Consider the following 19,129-nt stretch of genomic DNA (forward strand, 5'->3'; position numbering starts at 1 on the left):
GTCTGTTCCGGAATGATTAATTCGCTCGCACTCCCTCAGTCGTGAGTGCGAGTGTTCACACAGGACCAGGACGGGGGTCGTGTGCACGCGTCATCGCAGCAGCGAGCGGCGGATCATCGGCCGTACTTCTTCTTGAGCTATGCGCACACGCCGAGGTACGGAGCCGGGGGCCCCGACCCCGATATGTGGGTCGAACGGTTATTCCGCGATTTGTGCGGCCACGTGATGGCCATGACCGATCTGCCGGCCGGTGCCCCGGCCGGATTCATGGACCGGGAGATACGCTCGGGGGAGGGCTGGTCGGAGCGGCTCGGCGAGGTACTCGCCACCTGCCGTGTCTTCGTACCGTTGTTCTCGCCCCGCTACTTCGCCAGTGAGATGTGCGGCAAGGAGTGGTACGCGTTCGCCCAGCGGGCCATCTACCACCAGGCCAAGAGCAACCGGCCGGCCGAGGCCATCGTGCCCGCGCTGTGGGTGCCGATGCCCCCGGAGCAACTCCCGGGCCCGGCCGAGCGGTTACAGTTCAACCACCGCGCCTTCGGGGACCGCTACGTCACCGACGGCCTCTACGGGCTCATCAAACTCCGGATATTCGCCGAGGAGTACGAGCGCGCGGTCTACGAACTGGCCAAACGCATCGTCAGTGTCGCCGACACCGCCGGAGTCGGCCCCAGCCGGCCACTCGACTACCGGCAGGCACCCAGCGCCTTCGGCCCGCCGAGCGCGGCCGGGCCACGCAGCAGCGGGCCCCGCCCCATCCGGGTCACCGTCGCCGCCCCCACCCGGCACGATCTGCCCGAGGGCCGCGACCCCGTGTACTACGGCGAGATGTCGCAGGACTGGAATCCGTACCATCCGGACTCCGCCCGACCGCTCGGATATGTCGCACAGGACCTGGTCCGCTCACTCAACTACCAGGCCACGATCTCCTCCTTCGACCACGACGCGGCACCCCTCGACGCCAAACAGCCCCCGGTCCAGCCCGAGTTGCTGCTCATCGACCGCTGGGCCCTGGAGGACGAGGAGAGACGCGAAAGGCTCGCCGCCTTCGACGCCGAGCACCGTCCCTGGGTCAGCGTCGTCGTCCCCTGGAACCGCGACGACCACCAGAGCCGCGCAGCCGACAGCGAACTCACCGCGAAACTGGAGGCGACCCTGCCCACGAAGCTCAGCCAGGGGCGTGCCGCCTCGCGGGCCGCGGCCCGCGGCGTACCCAGCATGGAAGCCTTCGGTCAGATCCTTCCCCAGGTGGTCGAAGCGGCCGCTCAGCAGTACCTGAGACACGCGCAGGTCTATCCACCCGCCGGAGGCAGTCACACCGAACGCCCCCGGCTGCGCGGCCCCATGGCCGCCGAGTACGCCACCACGCACTTCATCCACGACATGCTCGACCAGGCGCCCGATGCGGAGGACACGGATGACAGCCAGTCGTGACGGACGCATCGTCACCTTCTATTCGTACAAGGGAGGTACCGGCCGGACGATGGCCATGGCCAACACGGCCTGGATACTCGCCGCGAACGGCAGGCGGGTCCTCGCCGTCGACTGGGACCTCGAGGCCCCCGGCCTGCACAAGTTCTTCCACCCCTTCCTCGACCCCTCCACCCTCGGCGCCACCACCGGTGTCATCGACCTGATCACCGAGTACGCCTGGGCCGCGACCAGCCCCGTGCAGCGCCCCGACGACTGGCACCGCGACTACGCCCGCATCCAGCCGCACGCCGTCTCCCTCACACCCGAGAGCCTGGGCTGGGAGTTCCCCGAGGGAGGCACCCTCGACTTCGTCTCCGCGGGCAAGCAGAACCGCGAGTACTCGGCGACCGTCTCCACCTTCGACTGGGACAACTTCTACGACCGCCTCGGCGGCGGGCACTTCTTCGACGCCCTGCGCGACGACATGAAGGCCAACTACGACTACGTCCTCATCGACAGCCGCACCGGCCTCAGCGACATCGCCGACATCTGCACCGTCCATCTGCCCGACGTCCTCGTCGACTGCTTCACCCTCAGCGACCAGTCCATCGACGGCGCGGCGGCGGTCGCCCGCCAGATCGACGAACGCTACGGAGGCCGCGGCATCCGGATCTTCCCCGTGCCGATGCGCATCGACGAGGGAGAGAAGGAGAAGGCCGACGCCGGACGGGCCCTCGCCCGGCTGAAGTTCGACCGCTTCCCGACCGGACTCGCGGGCGACGAACTCACCTCCTACTGGGGCGCGGTGGAGATTCCGTACCGCCCCTACTACGCCTATGAGGAGACCCTGGCCACCTTCGGCGACGAGGCCGGGCTCACCAACTCCCTGCTCTCCGCCTTCGAACGGCTCACCGCCGTCATCACCGACGGCGCGATCACCTCCATGCCCGCGGTCGGCGAGGAGGTCAGGCTGCGGATCAGGGACGCCTTCACCCGACGCCGTCCCGCCCTGCCCGCCGACCTCTTCCTCAGCTATGTCGCAGAGAACCGGATGTGGGCCGACTGGATCGAGTCCGTGCTCACCCGGGCCGGCTTCCGCGTCGTCCCGCGCGACGTCTCCGCCGAACCTCCCCAGGACGGCACCGCCACGACGGCAGCCGAGACCGCCGCGCGCACCGTGGTCCTGCTCTCCAGCGCCTATCTCAAGTCCGCCCGGGCGGTGGAGGTGTGGGAGCGCGCCGCGTCGGAGGACCCGGGCGGCGGCAGGCGTCATCTCCTGCCGCTGCGCGTCGGCGACGTGCGTCTCACCACGCCGTACATCGACCGCAATCCCGTCGATCTCTTCCGCCTCGACGAGGTGCACGCCACCACCGCGCTGCTGCGCGCCCTTGACCGTCCGGTGCAACTGGCCGACGGCGTCTCGCCCGGGCCGCGTTTCCCGGGCACCGTTCCCAAGATCTGGAACGCACCGCCCCGCAACCCCGGGTTCACGGGCCGCTCCGTCGTCCTGGAGCGGATGCGCGACCAGCTCGGCGGCGGCATGGCCGTCGTCCTTCCGCAGCCCCAGACGCTGTACGGACTCGGCGGCGTCGGCAAGACCCAGGTGGCGCTGGAGTACGTGCACCGCTTCATGGCCGACTACGACCTGGTGTGGTGGATCTCCTCCGAGCAGATGGACGACGTCGTCGCGGGGCTCGCCGAACTCGCCATCCGGCTCGGCGCGCAGGGCGGCGAGGACATGGCGGCCGCATCCCAGGAAGCGATCGATCTGCTGCGCCGCGGAGTGCCCACCTCGCGCTGGCTGCTGGTCTTCGACAACGCCGACGACCCCGAGCAGCTCAAGCGGTTCTTCCCGACCGGCGGGCACATCCTGGTCACCTCCAGGAACCAGACGTGGTCCCAGTACGGTGACGCGCTGCCCGTGGACGTCTTCCTCCGCGAGGAGTCCGTCGAGCACCTGCAGCGCCGCGCCCCGGGACTGACCATGCAGGACGCCGACCAGGTCGCCAGCGCCGTCGGTGACCTGCCGCTCGCCGTCGAGCAGGCCGCGGCGTGGATCGCAGAGACCGCCACACCCGTCGCCGCGTATCTGGAGCAGCTCGCCCAGCAGGCCCCGAGTGTCCTCGCGCTCAACCAGCCCGCCGGCTATCCCGAGCCGGTCGCCGCGACCTGGAACGTCTCCATCGAACGGCTCAAGGAACGCTCACCCGCCGCCGTGCGGCTGCTCCAGCTCTGCGCCTTCTTCGCGCCGGAGCCGATCTCCGCGAACCTCCTCTACAGCAAGGAGATGATCGAGGCCCTCAAGCCGTACGATGCGTCCCTCCAGGAGAAGCTCGTACTCGGCCGGGTCATCCGGGAGATCGGGCGGTTCGCCCTCGCCAAGGTCGACCAGGTCTCCAACTCCATCCAGGTGCACCGGCTGGTGCAGGCCGTCATCCGCGCGCAGCTCAGCGAAGAGGAGCAGATGGACGCGCGGCATGCCGTCCACCGGATCCTCGCCGGGGCACGCCCCGACGACGACGAGCCGATCGACAACCCCGAGACCTGGCCGCGGTTCAACACCATCTGGCCGCACCTCGGCACCTCAGAGGCCCGCTTCTGCAAGGAGCCGGAGACCCGCCGGCTGCTCATCGACCGGGTGCGCTATCTGTGGAAGCGCGGCGACTGGCAGACCGCGGGGGCGCTCGCCGAGGAACTGCGGGACGTCTGGCGCGACATGCTCGGAAACGACGACCTCCAGTATCTGTATCTGCGCTTCCACCTCTCCAACATCCTGCGCTCCCAGGGGCGTTACGTGGAGGCGCGGGAGCTGGACGAGGTGACCCTGGAGCGGCAGCAGGCCGTGCTCGGCCCCTCCCACCCGCACACGTACATGACCACCAGCGGTCTCGCGATGGACCTCGGTACGCTCGGCCAGTACGGCAAGGCGATGGAACTGGCCACCGAGGCCCACGAGGGCTTCAGCCAGATCTTCCACGAGTCCCACCCGCGCACCCTGGCCGCCGCCAACAACCTCGCGCTGAACCTGCGGATGGTCGGCCAGTACGCACGCGCCCGGGAGATCGACCAGGACGTCTTCGACCGGCGCACCGAGGTCCTCGGGCCCGAGCATCCGTACACGCTCTCCTCGGCCACCTCGCTCGCGCGCGACCTGCGTGAGGTGGGCCGCTACGAGGACTCGGTGGCGCTGCTGGCGCGCACGTACGACAGCTACAAGGAGACGCTCGGCCGGGCCTTCCCCGGTACGCTCGCGGCGGCCAAGAGCCTCGCGGTGTCGCTGCGCAGGGCCGGCAGGCTGGAGGACGCCCGCCGGCTCACCACGGCCACCCGCAACCGCTACCGCGCCAAGTACACCTATGCGCACCCCGATTCGCTGGCCTGTGATCTGAACCTCGCGGCGGACCTGTTCGCGGCCGGGGAACCGGTCGCGGCCAGGGATCTGGCCCAGGAGGTCGTCGACCAGTACATGGAGGTGCCGGGCGAGAAGCACCCGTACACCCTCGCCGCGATCAACAACCTCGGCATCTACCACTGGGGCTGCGGTGCACCCGAACTCGCCGAGGAGGTACTCCAGCCCACGATCAGGAGGATGACGGACGTCCTCGGCAGCGCCCATCCGCACACCGTTTTCTGCACCGTCAATCTCGCCAACGCCCGTGCGGACATGGGAGAGCTGGAAGCGGCGCTGGAGACCGAGCGGCGCGCGCTCATGAAGCTCCGCGAGGTGCTGGGCGGGCACCATCCGGAGACCCTCGCCGTCGCCTCCAACATGTGCGTGACCCTCGGCTCGCTGGGCCGCAAGGACGAGGCCGCGGCGCTCAGGTCGGAGACCGTGGAGGAGCTGGGCCGGTTGCTGGGTGACGACCACAACATGACCCGGATCGCCCGCGACGAGCGGCGGATCCACCGCGACCTGGAGCCGCTGGCCGTCTGATCGAGGGCCCGGTTCGCCCGCTCGAGGGCGAACCGGGCCGCTCAGTGATCCGGCTCCAGCAACCAGGTCAGGATCTTGGGAAGGGCATGCAGGGCGTCGAAGTGCGCGGCCGTCGGTTCCAGTACGGCCGTCGCGCCCGGGATGCGCTCCGCCAGCCAGCGGGAGTGACCGACCGGCGAGAAGACGTCCTTCTCGCCGTGCCACAGCAGCACGGGTGGCTTGATCTCGGCCGGATCGAAGCCCCAGGGGCTGCAGAAGGCGAGCGCGTCGTCGATCCAGCCGTACGCCGAAGTGCGCAGTGCCTCCTGGTAGTTGCGCAGCAGCATCGTCCGTACGCCGGCGTCCGCGACGACCATCCGGTCGGAGTCCGTGAGCTCCCTTCGCAGATCGTCGAGGAGCCTGACGGGGTCCCGCCGGATCTCGTCGGACCGTGTGATGAAGCGGGCGGTGAGCCCGTCCGGGTCGGCCGTGGCCGTCGTGTACTCGAGGACGTTGGACGCGGCCATCCCTTCGAACCAGTCGAGACCGTCCGCGTCCCGGGGCGCCAGCGTGACGAGCGCGGCGGCCCTGGTCACCCGGTCGGGCAGCAGCGCGGCGCAGGCCAGGGCGTGCGGGGCGCCGCCGGAGCGGCCTACCACGGCGAAACGGTCGAGTCCCAGGGTGTCGGCGATCGCCTTCACGTCCTCGACGACATCGGCGACACTGCGGCCCTCCCGTCGGTCGGAGCCGCCGTAGCCGGGACGGTCGTACGCGATCAGCTGCGTCCCGCGCTGGTACAGCACCATGCCGCGCGGGGCCGGGCCCAGTCTGCTCCCCGGCGTGCCGTGCATCAGGAAGACGGGCCTGCCCTGTGGATCCCCGAGGCGTTCCACCATCAGATGCCGCCCGTCCGACGCGCGCATGCGACGTCGCAACCCCCCGCCTCCTTCACCGTACGGTCCGTGCAGGTGGATAACCGTGTATCTGTGTATCTGTCCGTATGTGCTGTGTGCAGCAATACTGTCCTGGCATTCCCCGCCACCAAGATGATTACCCATCAGCGGGCCGGAATCGGAGGGTCCGGCACCGATGAAATCCGGACAGGACTAGTCCTCACGCGCCGCCCATAGCTCGATTGCAACGGGTGTTCGCAAACGGAACTGGTGGTGGTGAGCGGCGGTTGTGAACGAACGGGGGGCGCATTCTGCCGGTCGTGTGCGCGTCCTGAAGTCGACCTTGTGTGCTACCCGCGAGTCTCGGAATAGTGGGCGCCTCATCCTCCGTGTGCGGTCACCCCACTTGCCCGTACGCGGCCCCCACAGGAGGTCGAACGTGAAGCACCGACGCATATCCAAGAAGCGCGCCACGATGGCAGGTGGAGCCGTCGTCGCGCTCGTGGCCGCCGGAGTCACCTTCCAGACTGCGAACGCCAGTGAGGAAACCCCTCAGGTCACGGTGAAGACCCTGTCCGCGACGGCGGCCGGAAACCTCGCCTCGACGCTCGGCAAGGACCTGGGCGGTGACGCGGCCGGTGCGTACTACGACGCCCAGGCCAAGGCCCTGGTGATGAATGTGGTGGACGAGGAGGCCGCGAAGGCCGTGCGCGAGGCGGGCGGCAAGGCCAGAATCGTCGAGAACACCCTGGCCGAGCTGAAGTCCGCCCGGCAGACCCTCACCGACGACGCGACCATCCCGGGTACGTCGTGGGCCACCGACCCGGTGACCAACAAGGTGGTCGTCACGGCCGACCGCACGGTCAAGGGTGCGCAGTGGAGCAAGCTCCAGACGGTCGTGAAGGGCCTCGGGGCGAAGGCGGAACTGAAGAAGTCGGCGGGGGAGTTCAAGCCGTTCATCGCCGGTGGTGACGCCATTCACACCGGCGGCGGCCGCTGTTCGCTCGGCTTCAACGTCGTCAAGGACGGCCAGCCGCACTTCATCACGGCCGGCCACTGCGGTGAGGCCGGCACCGAATGGTCCGAGTCCGCGGGCGGCCCGGCGATCGGCACGATGGTCGACTCCCAGTTCCCCGAGAACGACTTCGCCCTCGTCAAGTACAACGGCGACACCGACCACCCGAGCGCCGTGGACCTCTACAACGGCAGCACTCAGGAGATCACCCAGGCGGCCGCGGCGACGGTCGGCATGAAGGTGTCCCGCAGCGGCTCCACCACCCAGGTGCACGACGGCGAGGTCACCGGCCTCGACGCCACCGTGAACTACGGCGACGGCCAGGTCGTCAACGGCCTTATCCAGACCAACGTGTGCGCCGAGCCCGGCGACAGCGGCGGCTCGCTCTTCTCCGGCGACTCCGCCATCGGTCTGACCTCTGGTGGCAGCGGCGACTGCTCCGCCGGCGGTGAGACGTTCTTCCAGCCGGTCACCGAGGCCCTTCAGGCCTTCGGCGCCGAGATCGGCTGACGCGCGGCTGAACCTCACGGGCCCGGGCCGTCCCTCAGGGGTGGCCCGGGCCCTTTGCGTCCCTCTGGGGTGGGCCCGTCGCATTCCTCAGGGTCGGCCCGGGCCCGGTGCGTCCCCCCGGCGCAGGGCCTGGTGCACCGACCAGATGACCGACACCAGCGGTACGGACACGATCGCGCCGATCACTCCGGCCGCGATGGCCCCGCCGACGACCGTGAGCGCCACGACCACCGGGTGCAGCCGTACGGCCCAGCTCATCACGATCGGGTGCAGCACATGCCCCTCGATCTGCCCGATGACCACGATCAGTCCGATGACGACGACCGCGATGACCGGGCCCTTGGCCGCCAGGGCCACCACCGCGGCCACGGCCAGGGCGATGGGTGAGCCGATCAGCGGAATGAAGGCGGCGAAGAATTCGAGCAGGGCGAGGGGCACGGCGAGCGGCACACCGAGGACGAAGAGCGCCACGCCGACGAGCACCGCGTTGGTCGCCGCCACGAGCACGATGCCGTGTGTGTATCCGGTGAAGGTCCGCCAGGCCGCGAGGCCCGCCACCGACACCTGGTCCCGGGCGGAGGGCGGCAGCTGGGAGCAGAACCAGCCCCACTGCCGGTCGCCCGAGTACAGGAAGAACACCGAGCAGAACAGCGCCAGCGCCAGCGTCGTCAGTACCTCCACCACCCGCCCGGCGCCGCTGAGAGCCCTGCTGAACAGATCCGACCGGTGCTCGGACAGGAACCGGCCGATCCGTGACTGGATGTCCGGGAGTGCCTTCGGGTCCAGCCGGAACGGCGGCTGCTCCAGCCAGCGTTCGATCCTGCCGATCCCGGCGCCGAACTCCTGCTGCAGCGTGACCCACTCCCTCGCGACCGTCTCGCCGACCAGGGAGAGGATGCCGAGGGCGACGACGATGCTGCCGAGCAGCGCGAGGGCGACGGCGAGCGGGCGCGGCAGCCTGCGGGCCAGCAACTCGGCGACCGGCCGGAGCATCGCCGTGCCGACGAGGCCGAGAAAGACGGCCACGGCGATCTCGTGGAAGCGCCCGAGGGCCGAGAAGACTGCGGACACGAGGATTCCGACGACCAGGAGCCGCCAGGAGTAGGCGGCGGCCGTGCGCAGAGCGGGGGAGACCGGCGGCTCGCCGCTCGGTGCCGGGCGCCCGCGCCCGCGTCGCGCCGTACCGGGCGGCAGGGGCCGGCCGCTGCCGCGTCGCGCGGCGGATCGCCTCGGCATCTGCCCGTCACCACCTCCCGGTACGCCTCGACTGGTACCACCCGGTGCCGGGGGTCCAACGCGTGCGGCCGGACATTCCCCCGATGGCACCCTCGGGCCCCAGGCGCCCCTCCAGCCGCGAGCCTGCGGTGTTCCCGACCGGAGCCCGTTGACTTCGGACGCCGTATGCACAGGTGGGGCGGGGTGGAGTGGTGGGCGGGGGACCCGTTGCGGAAAGTGCCGTTTTCATGACAGACCGTCACCCGCCCGTCCGCCTGGATTCGCTCGATGGCGGCGGCGCGGTGCTCGCCATGGGGTGATTTCCCCAACTGTTCCACCCCGTTGGGAAGGTGACGGGGTGGTGCCTGTTTCGGCCGCTGCTCACTTCCCCGAAGAATCGTTGATGTGTTCGAATCTGGTCGCTGACCGGGGCTGATGGGGTTAGAGTAATCGAACGAGCGTACGATGAACGTATCGGGCATGTGGCCAAAAAAGGGGTGGAGTGATGGAGGTGCGGCATGGCGGGCTTCGCCCATCTGCACGTCGCATCCGGTTACTCCGCTCGCTACGGCGCCGCCCATCCGGAGCATCTTGTTCGAAGGGCGGCTGAGCGAGGCATGGCGGCGCTCGCGCTGACCGACCGGGACACGATCACCGGTGCCGTTCGTTTTGCCCAGGCCTGCGCCGGAGCAGGGATCCGGCCGGTCTTCGGCGTCGACCTGGCGGTGGAGGCCATCGCGCCCCCTCCTCCCGGGCAGCGGCGTCGTACTCCGGCGCGCGGCGGCGCCCACGTGATCGAGCCGCCGCTGCGGTTCGTGCTACTCGCGCAGAATCGGGCGGGATGGGCCCGGCTGTGCCGCATCACCTCGGCCGCCCATGCAGGTGCGGTGGCCGGCGGGGCGTCGAGGGTCCCGTGGGAGGCGTTGCGCGAGTACGGCGGCCCCGGCCTGGTGGTCCTGCTCGGCCCCCTCTCGGAGCCGGTGAGGGCACTGGCAGTGGGTCGGGAGGATGCCGCGATGAAGCTGCTGGCGCCATGGCGGGAGATCTTCGGGAACGGGGTCCGGCTGGAAACTGTCGTGCACAAACGTTTCGGCACCGGACCGGGATCGCTGCGTCTGGCCGCCCGCACCCTGGCACTGGCCGACCGCACCGGTACGACCGCCGTGCTCTCCAACGCTGTCCGCTACGCCGACCCGGACCAGCACCGCCTCGCGGATGTTCTGGACGCCGCGCGGCTGCTGCGGCCCATCGACCGGCGCCGTCTGGACAGCGGCCAGCGCTGGCTCAAGGACGAGGGAAGGGCGGCGGGCATCGCGCAGATGATCGCCGAATGCGCCGGAGCCGACGCCCGACGGGCGCGTCGCCTGCTGGCGGACACCGCCGCCACGGCGACCGCGTGCACCGTCGACCCCGCGGCGGACCTCGGACTGGGCACAGCGCACCTCCCGGAACCGGAAGTGCTCGGCGCCGAACCCGGTGCGGACGGGGCAGCCCGGCTGCTGCGTGAGCGGTGCGAGGACGGCCTGGCCCGGCGCGGCCTGGATCGCGACCGGGCTGCGCTGGAGCGGCTGGACGAAGAGCTCGCCGTGATCTCCACGTTGGCCTACGACTCGTATTTTCTCGCTGTAGGCCAAGTCGTGACTGACATCCGGGCAAAGGGCATCCGGGTCGCGGCCCGCGGCTCGGGCGCGGGCTCGATGGTCTGCCACGTGCTGGACATCGCCACCGCCAACCCGCTCGACCATCATCTGCTGTTCGAACGCTTCCTGAGCGTGCGCCGCGGCTCGCTGCCCGACATCGACATCGACGTGGAGTCCGCCAGACGGCTGGAGTGCTACGACGCGATCTTCGACCGGTTCGGCAAGGAACGGGTGGCAGTCACCGCGATGCCCGAGACCTACCGGGCCCGCCGGGCCCTGCGGGACACCGGCCTCGCCCTCGGCATCGCGCCCGCGGACGTCGACCGGATCGCCAAGAGCTTCCCGCACCTGCGGGCCTCCGACATCACCGGCGCACTCGCCGAACTGCCCGAGCTGCGGCAGTTGGCCGCGGAGGCGCACAGGTACGGGCCCCTGTGGGAGCTCGCCGAGGGCCTCGACTCCCTGATCCACGGCATGGCCATGCACCCCTGCGGCGTGGTCATCAGCGACGCGACACTCCTGGACCGGCTGCCGGTGCAGCCGACTCCGCAGGGCGACTATCCGATGGCGATGGCGGCGAAGGAGGAAATCGAGGCGCTGGGAAACATCAAACTGGACGTCCTGGGAGTCCGGATGCAGTCCGCAATGGCTCAGGCCGTCGCGGAGATCGAACGGACGACCGGCAACCGCATCGACCTGGACGACCCACAGCAGGTGCCGCTCGACGACGTCTTCGCGTTCAAGCTCATCCAGGAGAGCCAGACCCTCGGACTGTTCCAGCTGGAGTCGCCTGGTCAGCAAGATCTTCTGTCCCGGCTGCAGCCGCGCAATCCGCAGGACGTCATCGCCGACATCAGCCTCTTCCGTCCCGGGCCGGTCGCCGGCGGCATGCCGGAGCGGTACATCGCCGCCCGCCACGGCGGCACGCCGTCCTACGCCCACCCGGACCTCGAGCCGGTGCTCGCCGACACCTACGGCGTGACCATCTGGCACGAGCAGATCATCGAGACGCTCTCGGTCATGACCGGCTGCGACCGCGCGCTGGCCGAGATCGCCCGGCGGGCACTCGGCGACAAGAACCGGCTGCCCGGCATCAAGGACTGGTTCCACCGCCAGGCACAGGCCCGCGGCTACAGCGCGGCCGTCCGGGACGAGGTCTGGAAGACCGCCGAAGCCTTCGGCGCCTACGGCTTCTGCCGGGCCCACGCGGTCGCCTTCGCCGTACCGGCCCTGCAGAGCGCCTGGCTCAAGGCGCACTATCCCGCGTTCCTGCTGGCCGGCCTCCTCGAACACGACCCCGGCATGTGGCCCAAGCGTGTCCTCGTCTCCGACGCCCGCCGCCGCGGCGTGCCGGTCCTGCCCGTCGACATCAACCGCTCCAAGGTGAAGCACACCGTGGAGAAGGCCGACGGAGAGCAGTGGGGCGTACGTCTCGCACTGTCAGCGGTGCACGGCATCAGTGAGGAGGAATGCGCGCGGATCGAAGAAGGCCAGCCGTACGGATCGCTGTCGGACTTCTGGCAGCGGGCCCGGCCCAGCAGGCCCGTCGCCGAACGCCTCGCGGAGATCGGCGCCTTGAGCTCTCTCCACGACGGCCGCCTCACGCGGCGCGACCTGCTGCTGCAGATCGCCGAACTTCACCGGCAGTCCCGCAACCGGTCCGCGGGCAAGGGCCAGCTGCCCCTCGATCCGGGTGCCATTGGTGGAGCGGAGCCGAGCGGCCTTCCGGAAATGACCGGACGCGAAGCCCTGAGCGCCGAACTGAGCACCCTCGGCATCGATGTCTCCAAGCACCTGATGGAGCACCACCACCGGTTGCTGCGGGAGATCGGCGCGACCGACGCCGCCCACCTGGCCGGAATGCGCGCCGGTCAGCAGGTCCTCGTCGCCGGCGTGCGGGCCTCGACCCAGACCCCGCCGATCGCCAGCGGCAAGCGGGTCATCTTCGTCACCCTGGAGGATGGCTCCGGCCTGGTCGACCTGGCCTTCTTCGAGGACTCCCATCCCGCCTGCGCGCACACCGTCTTCCACAGCGGGCTGCTGCTGGTGCGGGGCACGGTCCAGGTGCGCGGCACCCGCCGCACCGTCGTCGGCACCATGGCCTGGGACCTGGACGAGATCGCCGCAGCCCGTCGTGACAACGGCCCCGAGGCCGCTCTCGCCCTCCTCGGCGCCGACCGCCCGCACCCGACCCCCGCTCAGCCGCAGCGCACCCTGGCCAACGGCACCACCGGTGCCCGCCTGCACCCGTATGCCGACCTGCAGCCCGCCGGCAGCCGTTCGGCCGACCTGAAGAAGTTCGGTTACACCAGTCCGGGGAGTGCAGGATGACCACGCGCCAACGGCACATCGCCCACCTCTATCTGCATGCCGCACTGACCGAGGACCAGTACAGTGACGTAATCGAACTGATGTCTTGTGTCACGCCCCACGTCCAAGCCGTCCCGCCCAACGCCGTTCAACTGGACCTGACTTCGGCGCTCCGGTACTTCGACCTGTCCCCCTACGACGTGGTCCAGCTGGCGAAGATCAGGCTGAAGGCCCTCTACGACATCGACAGCAGCGCCGGGCTCGCGGGCAACCGCATGCTGGCGGCCATGGCGGCCGACGCGTCCGCGCCGGGAGACACCACCTGGGTCCCTGCCGAGCTGGCCGCCGAATGGCTTTACCCCCGACCGGTCACCGCACTGCCCGGAATCGGCCGCACCACGGCGTCAACGCTCAGCAGATATGGCCTGCACACCATCGGCCAGGTCGTCGACCTACCTCCGGCGGCCCTGCAGCGCCTCCTCGGCGCCGGCCAGGCACGGCTGCTGACCGAACGTGCTCGCGGCCACGACCCCCGCCCGGTCACCCCCGTGGAACCGGCGGCGTACCTGACCTCCGATCTCGTGCTCGACCGGGACTGCCTCGATCCGGCACAGCATCACCGATCCGTCCTGGGGCTCGCCGACCGGATCGGTCAGCGTCTGCGCGGCGAATGCCAAGTCGCCGGCCGGATCACCCTCACGGTGCGGTATGCCGACCGCAGTTCCACCACCCGTATGCGGACGCTGCCGGAACCCACCAACCACTCACCGGCCCTCGCCGCAACTGTTCTGGGTCTGCTGACCGCCCTCGGGCTGCAACGAGCACGAGTCCGCGCCTTCGCAATCCGCGCCGACGACCTGCTGCCGGCCGGCGGCGCTTACCGCCAGCTCTCCCTGGACCCCGGTGACGCCCGAGCCCGCGCCGCCGAAGCCGCCGCAGACCGGGCCCGCAGGCGTTTCGGGGTGAAGGCCGTCCGTCCAGCCGCCCTGGCTGCGTCCCAGCCCGTGCCGGCAGGAAAGGGGGGCCCTGTGGTGCCTTCGGTGGCCAGTGTTGGGTCCCGGATACGAACGGTGCCGACTTTCTCGTGTTCTCCGTCCGATGGATCGCCTCACGTCCGTTCGTAGCGTGGTGGACAGCACGGAGGAGGTGCCCACGGATCTGTGGCACCGCAAAGATGTCGCCTCCGTATCCACCGGTTACTCAGTTCTGAAGGAGATCGTCATGAGTGCACATGTGTCCCGCATCGGCCGCCTGGCTGCCGTCACCTCTGCCGCAGTCGTCCTCGCCTGCACCGGTATGGGGGTCGGCACGGCCTCGGCGGCTGAGCAGAACCACGAAGTCGGCTACTCGGCCCATGGCGACGGCAACGGCGGCGGCCACGGCGACGGCGGCGGCTGGAGCCACGACGACGGCGGTGGCGGTTGGGGTGACGGCGACGACGGTGGCGGCCGGGGTGACGGCGGCTACTGAAACCAGGTCAGGCGTTCCCGGTCCGGGGTTTCCCGGCCGGGAACGCCTGCTGTGCTGCAGGCCTTTGAGCGCTGAGACGACGACTTCGCGGAGGGCCAAGGGGCTCTCGAACCAGACGTGTTGAGGCGTGTTCCGCTGACGGCTTCCGTGCTGGTGAGGGCCGATTGGCTCGTTGGTACAAACCTCAACTGAGAGGTGGTGTTCCGCGCCCAGTGGCTTTCGTGTCGTGCACGCCTAGCGTCGGGTTCACGGATGCGATCCGATCCCACCAACTCACAAGGAGCGGAACATGAACGCGACCAGGCCACAGACGTCGTCCCACCAGATGCCCCACGCCTCCCGGAGCCCGATCGCCCAGCACGCTGTCGACGTGGCGGTCCGCCATCGGCCCGCACGATCGGAGACATCGGGCGACTGGATCGAGCTCATTGCGCTGCCGGAGAATCGCGTGGCCATGGCCGTGGGCAGTGTTGTGGGCTGCGGCCCGCGTGCCCGCGCCTGGATCGGCCGGCTGCGCGGCGCGGTCCGCAACCTCTCCTCGGCCGGCCTGCCGCCCGACGAACTCCTGGGCCGCCTCGATCATCTCGCGACCCGGTGGGGCCGGGGCCCTGACGAATGGGAGGGCTCTTTCAGGGGCGCGACCTGTCTCTATGCGATCTACGACCCGGTCTCCCGGCACTGCGTGATGTCCCGGGCCGGGCATCGGCCGCCCGCCGTAATAAGCCCCGATGGCCGGGTGGACTTCCCCGACGTGCCCGCCGGGCCGCCCCTCGGCCTGGGCAGCGGCTCCTTCCCCACTGCGGAGTGGGAGGTGCCTGAAGGCAGCCAACTGGTGCTCTACGGCCACGGCCTGATCCAACGCCGAGGAAGGGGAGCCGATGCCGGTTTCGCACGGCTGCGCGGGGTTCTGAACCGAGCTGCCACCCGGAACGGCGTTGTGGGCCCGGAGGAGACCTGCGCGGCCGTGTTCGACGCACTGCTCCCGGTCCGCCCCGGCGGCGCCGTCGCGCTGATGGTCGCCCGCACCCGCGGCATGCGACCCGATCAGGTCGCCGACTGGGATGTGCCCGCCGAGCCGGCGGCGGTGGCGGACCTGCGTGCTGCTGTTACGCGCCAGCTTGCGCATTGGGGCCTGGGTGACCTCGTCTTCACGACCGAACTGATCCTCAGCGAGCTGGTGAACAACGCCATCCGCTACACCGCTGGACCGATCCACCTCCGGCTGCTCTGTGACCACGCCCTTACGTGCGAAGTGTTCGACTCCAGCCCCGCAATCCCTCATCTGCATCAGGCGTCCACCATGGACGAGGGCGGACGCGGTCTGTTTCTTGTCGCCCGGCTCGCCGAGCGTTGGGGGACGCGGCACACACAGGCCGGCAAGGTGATCTGGACCGAGCAGCCCCTGCCGCAGACGCCGTCGGCCGGGATGGACGAGCGGCCAGTTGCTACGACGGGGCACCCGGCACCAGGTGGTCGGACAGGCCGTTACGACCCCTGCCCGGTTTGAGGAGGGGGACGGGGGGACAGCAACCCGAGCGGGGGCTGCGACGGCCTTGTGGTCGGCCCGGCCCCCGTTCGCTTGCCACGCCACCGACCGGACAGCACCGGCAACACGACGGGATCGCGAGTTGGTCGGTTGTACCGGCGCGGACGGTCCTTCCTCGTTCTCCTCACAGGTACGCGGATACGCCGTTGCGGACTCCGGCGTATCCGCGCCTCAAGCTGCGGTTCTCACGGACCCTGCCGGAAGCCGATGTCGTCGTCGATGACGGTGCGCGGTGAAACGGGCAGTTTCTCGGGATGGTCAAGGTCGAGCGTGGTGAATTCGATCCCGCGACTCCACACCCTTCGCAGGAACTCCTTGACGAACTCAGTGGTCAGTTGCTCTCCGCCGCATCGCCGGTAGCCGAATCCGAACGGCGCATAACCGGCCGTGTCGCAGACCGGGTGCGCGGTGCCGTCGACCACTCCGTACACGGCTCCGAAAGCGCTGTTGGTCATCTCTGCCCGGCGACCGTCCATGACGGTGAACGGTGCGGGTGGGAAGGGACAGCGCGCAAGCCCGGCTTGGCGGCTTCTCGTCTCGGTGTCGTCGGCGGTCGTCGGTGCTTCCCGGTACCTGTCGGGATCGAACTCCTCCGGGTTGCGCCAGTGCCGGGGGTCTCGGCTCGCCGAGGGGTGCAGGGTGAGAACACTGCCCGAGCGGGGATCGGCACCACGCTCGGCGCTCACGGTCGACAGGCTGCCTCCGTTCGGTGAAACCGTGCGGAAGAGCTCCATCACGTAGCGGTCGAGCGGGGTGAACGCGCCGCCGTCCGCCGTGTCCGGGCCGTTCGTCATCGTCCGTTCGAACCACGACCTGACGGCCGGGTCTCCGTGGCCCGCGTCCAGCAGGGCCATGGTGTGGTAGAGCATGTTGCCCCACTGGCTGAACGCCAGGAAGTTGTGGAAGCACTCGAAGACGATGTCCTCGCGGCGGAAGTGCTCGCCCCCTTGGCCGTTCTTGAGCCAGTAGTGGACGAAGGTGCCCTCCGGGTCCTGGACGTCGCCGTCGATCACTGCCTGCACCCGGCGGTCGATCCACTCCTTGAGCCGTGGGCGCAGTTCGCGCACCCGCATGATGTTCTCCCGCACGATGTCCTCGGTGGGGTACCAGTGGCCGAGGACGGCGGTGAAGCTGGTGCCGATCGTCCGCACCTCGGGCGGGACGGCCTCGCCGGTGACGCCGAGATGGAGGTCCCAGTAGAGGTCGAAGTAGTTCTGGTAGTACTCGTGCATCAGCGGCTTGCCGGCGTTGGTCCCGGCGAAGAGCCGGGCGAGGAAGCCGTGGACCTTGGGGGCGTACTTGGCTGCGTAGAGGTCGGGCGTGGTCGCCGAGGCGTAGATCTTCTTGCGCTCGTTGTCCGGTCCTCGCTGGTCGTAGCCCGTGATGAAGACCGTGGTGCCCTCCTTGGGGTCGGGCGCCCATCCGTCGTAGAGCATGCCCCAGAAGTGTGGCGGAGCCGCATTCTCCTTGCTCAGGGCGAGATCGATCATGGGGAGTGCGGGCCGTTCGCCCACGTACTCGCTGCTCGAGAGGTAGGGCACCACGGCGCGCTCGATGTAGTCCGGGTCGAAGGCCGGCGGAAGCAGTCCGGCCCATGCGTTGGGCGTGCTCATGTTTGTCTCCTCTGATCGTCGGGTCGGTTCGGGCAGCCGAGGCGGCACCGCGGCTCTCCCAGAGCCGTGATGCAAGGCTGACGCGCAGGCACTACCGGGCGAATTGGGTTACGAGCACCAACTTGAAACCAAATGTGGTGTCCCGCGCCCAATGGCCGTGCCGATGCTCGCTCCTAGCGTCGTTCTCACTGACGCGATCGGATCCCCGATCGGAAGGAGCGGAACATGAAGGCGACACAGGGCACAGCAGTCGACCCGGGCCGGACCGTGCCGAACGGCGCTTTCCCGAGCGGCAACGGAAAGCCGTCCGGGGTGGAGCCGCCGGTACTGGGCGGGCCGGAGCACTCCGACTACTACCTGCTGGACAACCTGCTCACCGACGAGCAGCGGGCCCTTCGGAAGAAGGTCCGCGAGTTCATGGACCGGGAGGTCATCCCGATCATCAACCCGTATTGGGAGCGGGCGGAGTTCCCCTTCGAGCTGGTGCCCAAGCTGGCGCAGCTGGACATCGCGGGCTTTCAGATTTCCGGTTACGGCTGCCCGGGGATGAGCAATGTGACGGCCGGCCTGGTGATCCTCGAGTTGGCCCGAGGCGATCTGAGCATCTCGACGTTCGCCGGGGTCCATTCGGCCCTGGCCATGATGTCGATCGCACTGCTCGGCTCCGAGGAGCAGAAACAGCGCTTCCTGCCGCCCATGGCACGTCTGGAGAAGATCGGAGCCTTCGGCCTGACCGAGCCCGCGCACGGCACGGACGTGGTCAAGCTGGAGACGACCGCGCGCCGGGACGGCGATTCCTACGTCCTCAACGGCTACAAGAGGTGGATCGGCAACGCGACCTTCGCCGACTACGTGATCATCTGGGCTCGCGGCGACGACGGGCATGTGGGCGGCTACGTGGTCGAGAAGGGCACACCCGGGTTCGACGCCCAGGTCATCAAGGGCAAGACGGCTCTGCGCTGTGTCCAGAACGCGCAGATCTCCCTGACCGACGTCCGGGTGCCGGCCGAGAACCGGCTGGCGAACGTGAACACCTTCCGCGACACCGAGAAAGTCCTGCTGGCCTCGCGCTTCTGCGTCGCCTGGGAGTCGATCGGCGCCGCCGTCGCGGGCTACGAGACGGCTCTGGCCTACGCCAAGCAGCGCAAGCAGTTCGGGATGCCGCTGGCCGCCTTCCAGCTCATCCAGTACCGGCTCTCCCGCATGCTGGCGGAGATCACCGACATGCTGTGCATGCAGTTGCGGCTCAGCCAGCTCCTGGACGAGGGCGAGTACTCGATGCCCCGGATCGCGCTGGCCAAGATGCACCACACCGAACGCGCACGGGCCATCCTCGCCGACGCCCGCGACATGCTCGGCGGCAACGGGATCCTGCTCGACTACCACGTGGCCCGGCACCTCTGCGACATCGAGGCCATCGCCACCTACGAGGGCACCGACATCGTGCAGGCACTGATCGTCGGCCGCGACATCACTGGCTACAACGCCTTCGTGCCTGTGGCGCCGAGCCACTGACCCGGCGTGCATCGCGGCGCCCCGTGACAGCGGGGCAACCCCGGGCGCCGCGTGCGACCCCACGCAAGACAAGGAG

11 protein-coding genes are annotated in these 19,129 nt (G+C 69.5%); 8 read left to right on the forward strand and 3 right to left on the reverse strand.

From position 1 onward, the window contains the following. Window positions 1–45: 45 nt before the first annotated feature. The gene (gene fsxC, locus ACFU5O_RS22940) at window positions 46–1,434 is read left to right on the forward strand and encodes an FxsC protein (protein WP_384243391.1); all 1,389 of its coding nucleotides are present in this window, start codon (window positions 46–48) and stop codon (window positions 1,432–1,434) included. After that, entirely contained in the window at window positions 1,418–5,347 is a 3,930-nt protein-coding gene (gene fxsT, locus ACFU5O_RS22945) for an FxSxx-COOH system tetratricopeptide repeat protein (RefSeq protein ID WP_384243394.1), read from the forward strand. Before fsxC ends, fxsT begins: the two co-directional genes overlap by 17 nt. Before the next feature lie 41 nt (window positions 5,348–5,388). On the opposite strand, the gene ACFU5O_RS22950 is transcribed toward fxsT, so the two are convergent. After that, a complete protein-coding gene (locus ACFU5O_RS22950; RefSeq protein ID WP_384243660.1) occupies window positions 5,389–6,249 on the reverse strand; it encodes an alpha/beta fold hydrolase in 861 nt (286 codons plus the stop codon). Window positions 6,250–6,658: 409 nt separating this feature from the next. Here ACFU5O_RS22950 and ACFU5O_RS22955 point away from each other — a divergent pair, with 409 nt between their 5' ends. After that, a complete protein-coding gene (locus tag ACFU5O_RS22955; protein WP_384243396.1) occupies window positions 6,659–7,744 on the forward strand; it encodes a S1 family peptidase in 1,086 nt (361 codons plus the stop codon). A gap of 87 nt (window positions 7,745–7,831) precedes the next feature. Here ACFU5O_RS22955 and ACFU5O_RS22960 read toward each other — a convergent pair whose 3' ends face one another. After that, window positions 7,832–8,980 (reverse strand): AI-2E family transporter, encoded by a 1,149-nt coding sequence (locus ACFU5O_RS22960; protein WP_384243397.1) that lies wholly within the window; start codon window positions 8,978–8,980, stop codon window positions 7,832–7,834. 497 nt (window positions 8,981–9,477) lie between these two features. Between ACFU5O_RS22960 and ACFU5O_RS22965 the strand changes: the two genes are divergently transcribed. The 4 genes from ACFU5O_RS22965 (at window position 9,478) to ACFU5O_RS22980 (ending at window position 15,886) form a co-directional block, all read left to right on the forward strand. Continuing rightward, window positions 9,478–12,930: a DNA polymerase III subunit alpha gene (locus ACFU5O_RS22965; protein WP_384243400.1), complete on the forward strand. Its 3,453-nt coding sequence runs from the start codon at window positions 9,478–9,480 to the stop codon at window positions 12,928–12,930. Further along, entirely contained in the window at window positions 12,927–14,033 is a 1,107-nt protein-coding gene (locus ACFU5O_RS22970; protein WP_384243402.1) for an ImpB/MucB/SamB family protein, read from the forward strand. The genes ACFU5O_RS22965 and ACFU5O_RS22970 overlap by 4 nt, the downstream gene beginning before the upstream one ends. A 97-nt stretch (window positions 14,034–14,130) precedes the next feature. Then, the gene (locus ACFU5O_RS22975; protein ID WP_384243403.1) at window positions 14,131–14,379 is read left to right on the forward strand and encodes a hypothetical protein; all 249 of its coding nucleotides are present in this window, start codon (window positions 14,131–14,133) and stop codon (window positions 14,377–14,379) included. Window positions 14,380–14,668: 289 nt separating this feature from the next. Beyond that, window positions 14,669–15,886, forward strand: coding sequence for a SpoIIE family protein phosphatase (locus tag ACFU5O_RS22980; protein WP_384243406.1), 1,218 nt, complete (start codon window positions 14,669–14,671; stop codon window positions 15,884–15,886). Window positions 15,887–16,110: 224 nt separating this feature from the next. Here ACFU5O_RS22980 and ACFU5O_RS22985 read toward each other — a convergent pair whose 3' ends face one another. Beyond that, entirely contained in the window at window positions 16,111–17,538 is a 1,428-nt protein-coding gene (locus tag ACFU5O_RS22985; protein ID WP_384243408.1) for a hypothetical protein, read from the reverse strand. A gap of 225 nt (window positions 17,539–17,763) precedes the next feature. Between ACFU5O_RS22985 and ACFU5O_RS22990 the strand changes: the two genes are divergently transcribed. After that, complete coding sequence (locus tag ACFU5O_RS22990) at window positions 17,764–19,053, forward strand: acyl-CoA dehydrogenase family protein (RefSeq protein ID WP_384243410.1); 1,290 nt, start codon at window positions 17,764–17,766, stop codon at window positions 19,051–19,053. The last annotated feature ends 76 nt before the right edge of the window (window positions 19,054–19,129 follow it).

The organism is Streptomyces sp. NPDC057445, from assembly GCF_042802855.1.
Taxonomy (GTDB): domain Bacteria; phylum Actinomycetota; class Actinomycetes; order Streptomycetales; family Streptomycetaceae; genus Streptomyces.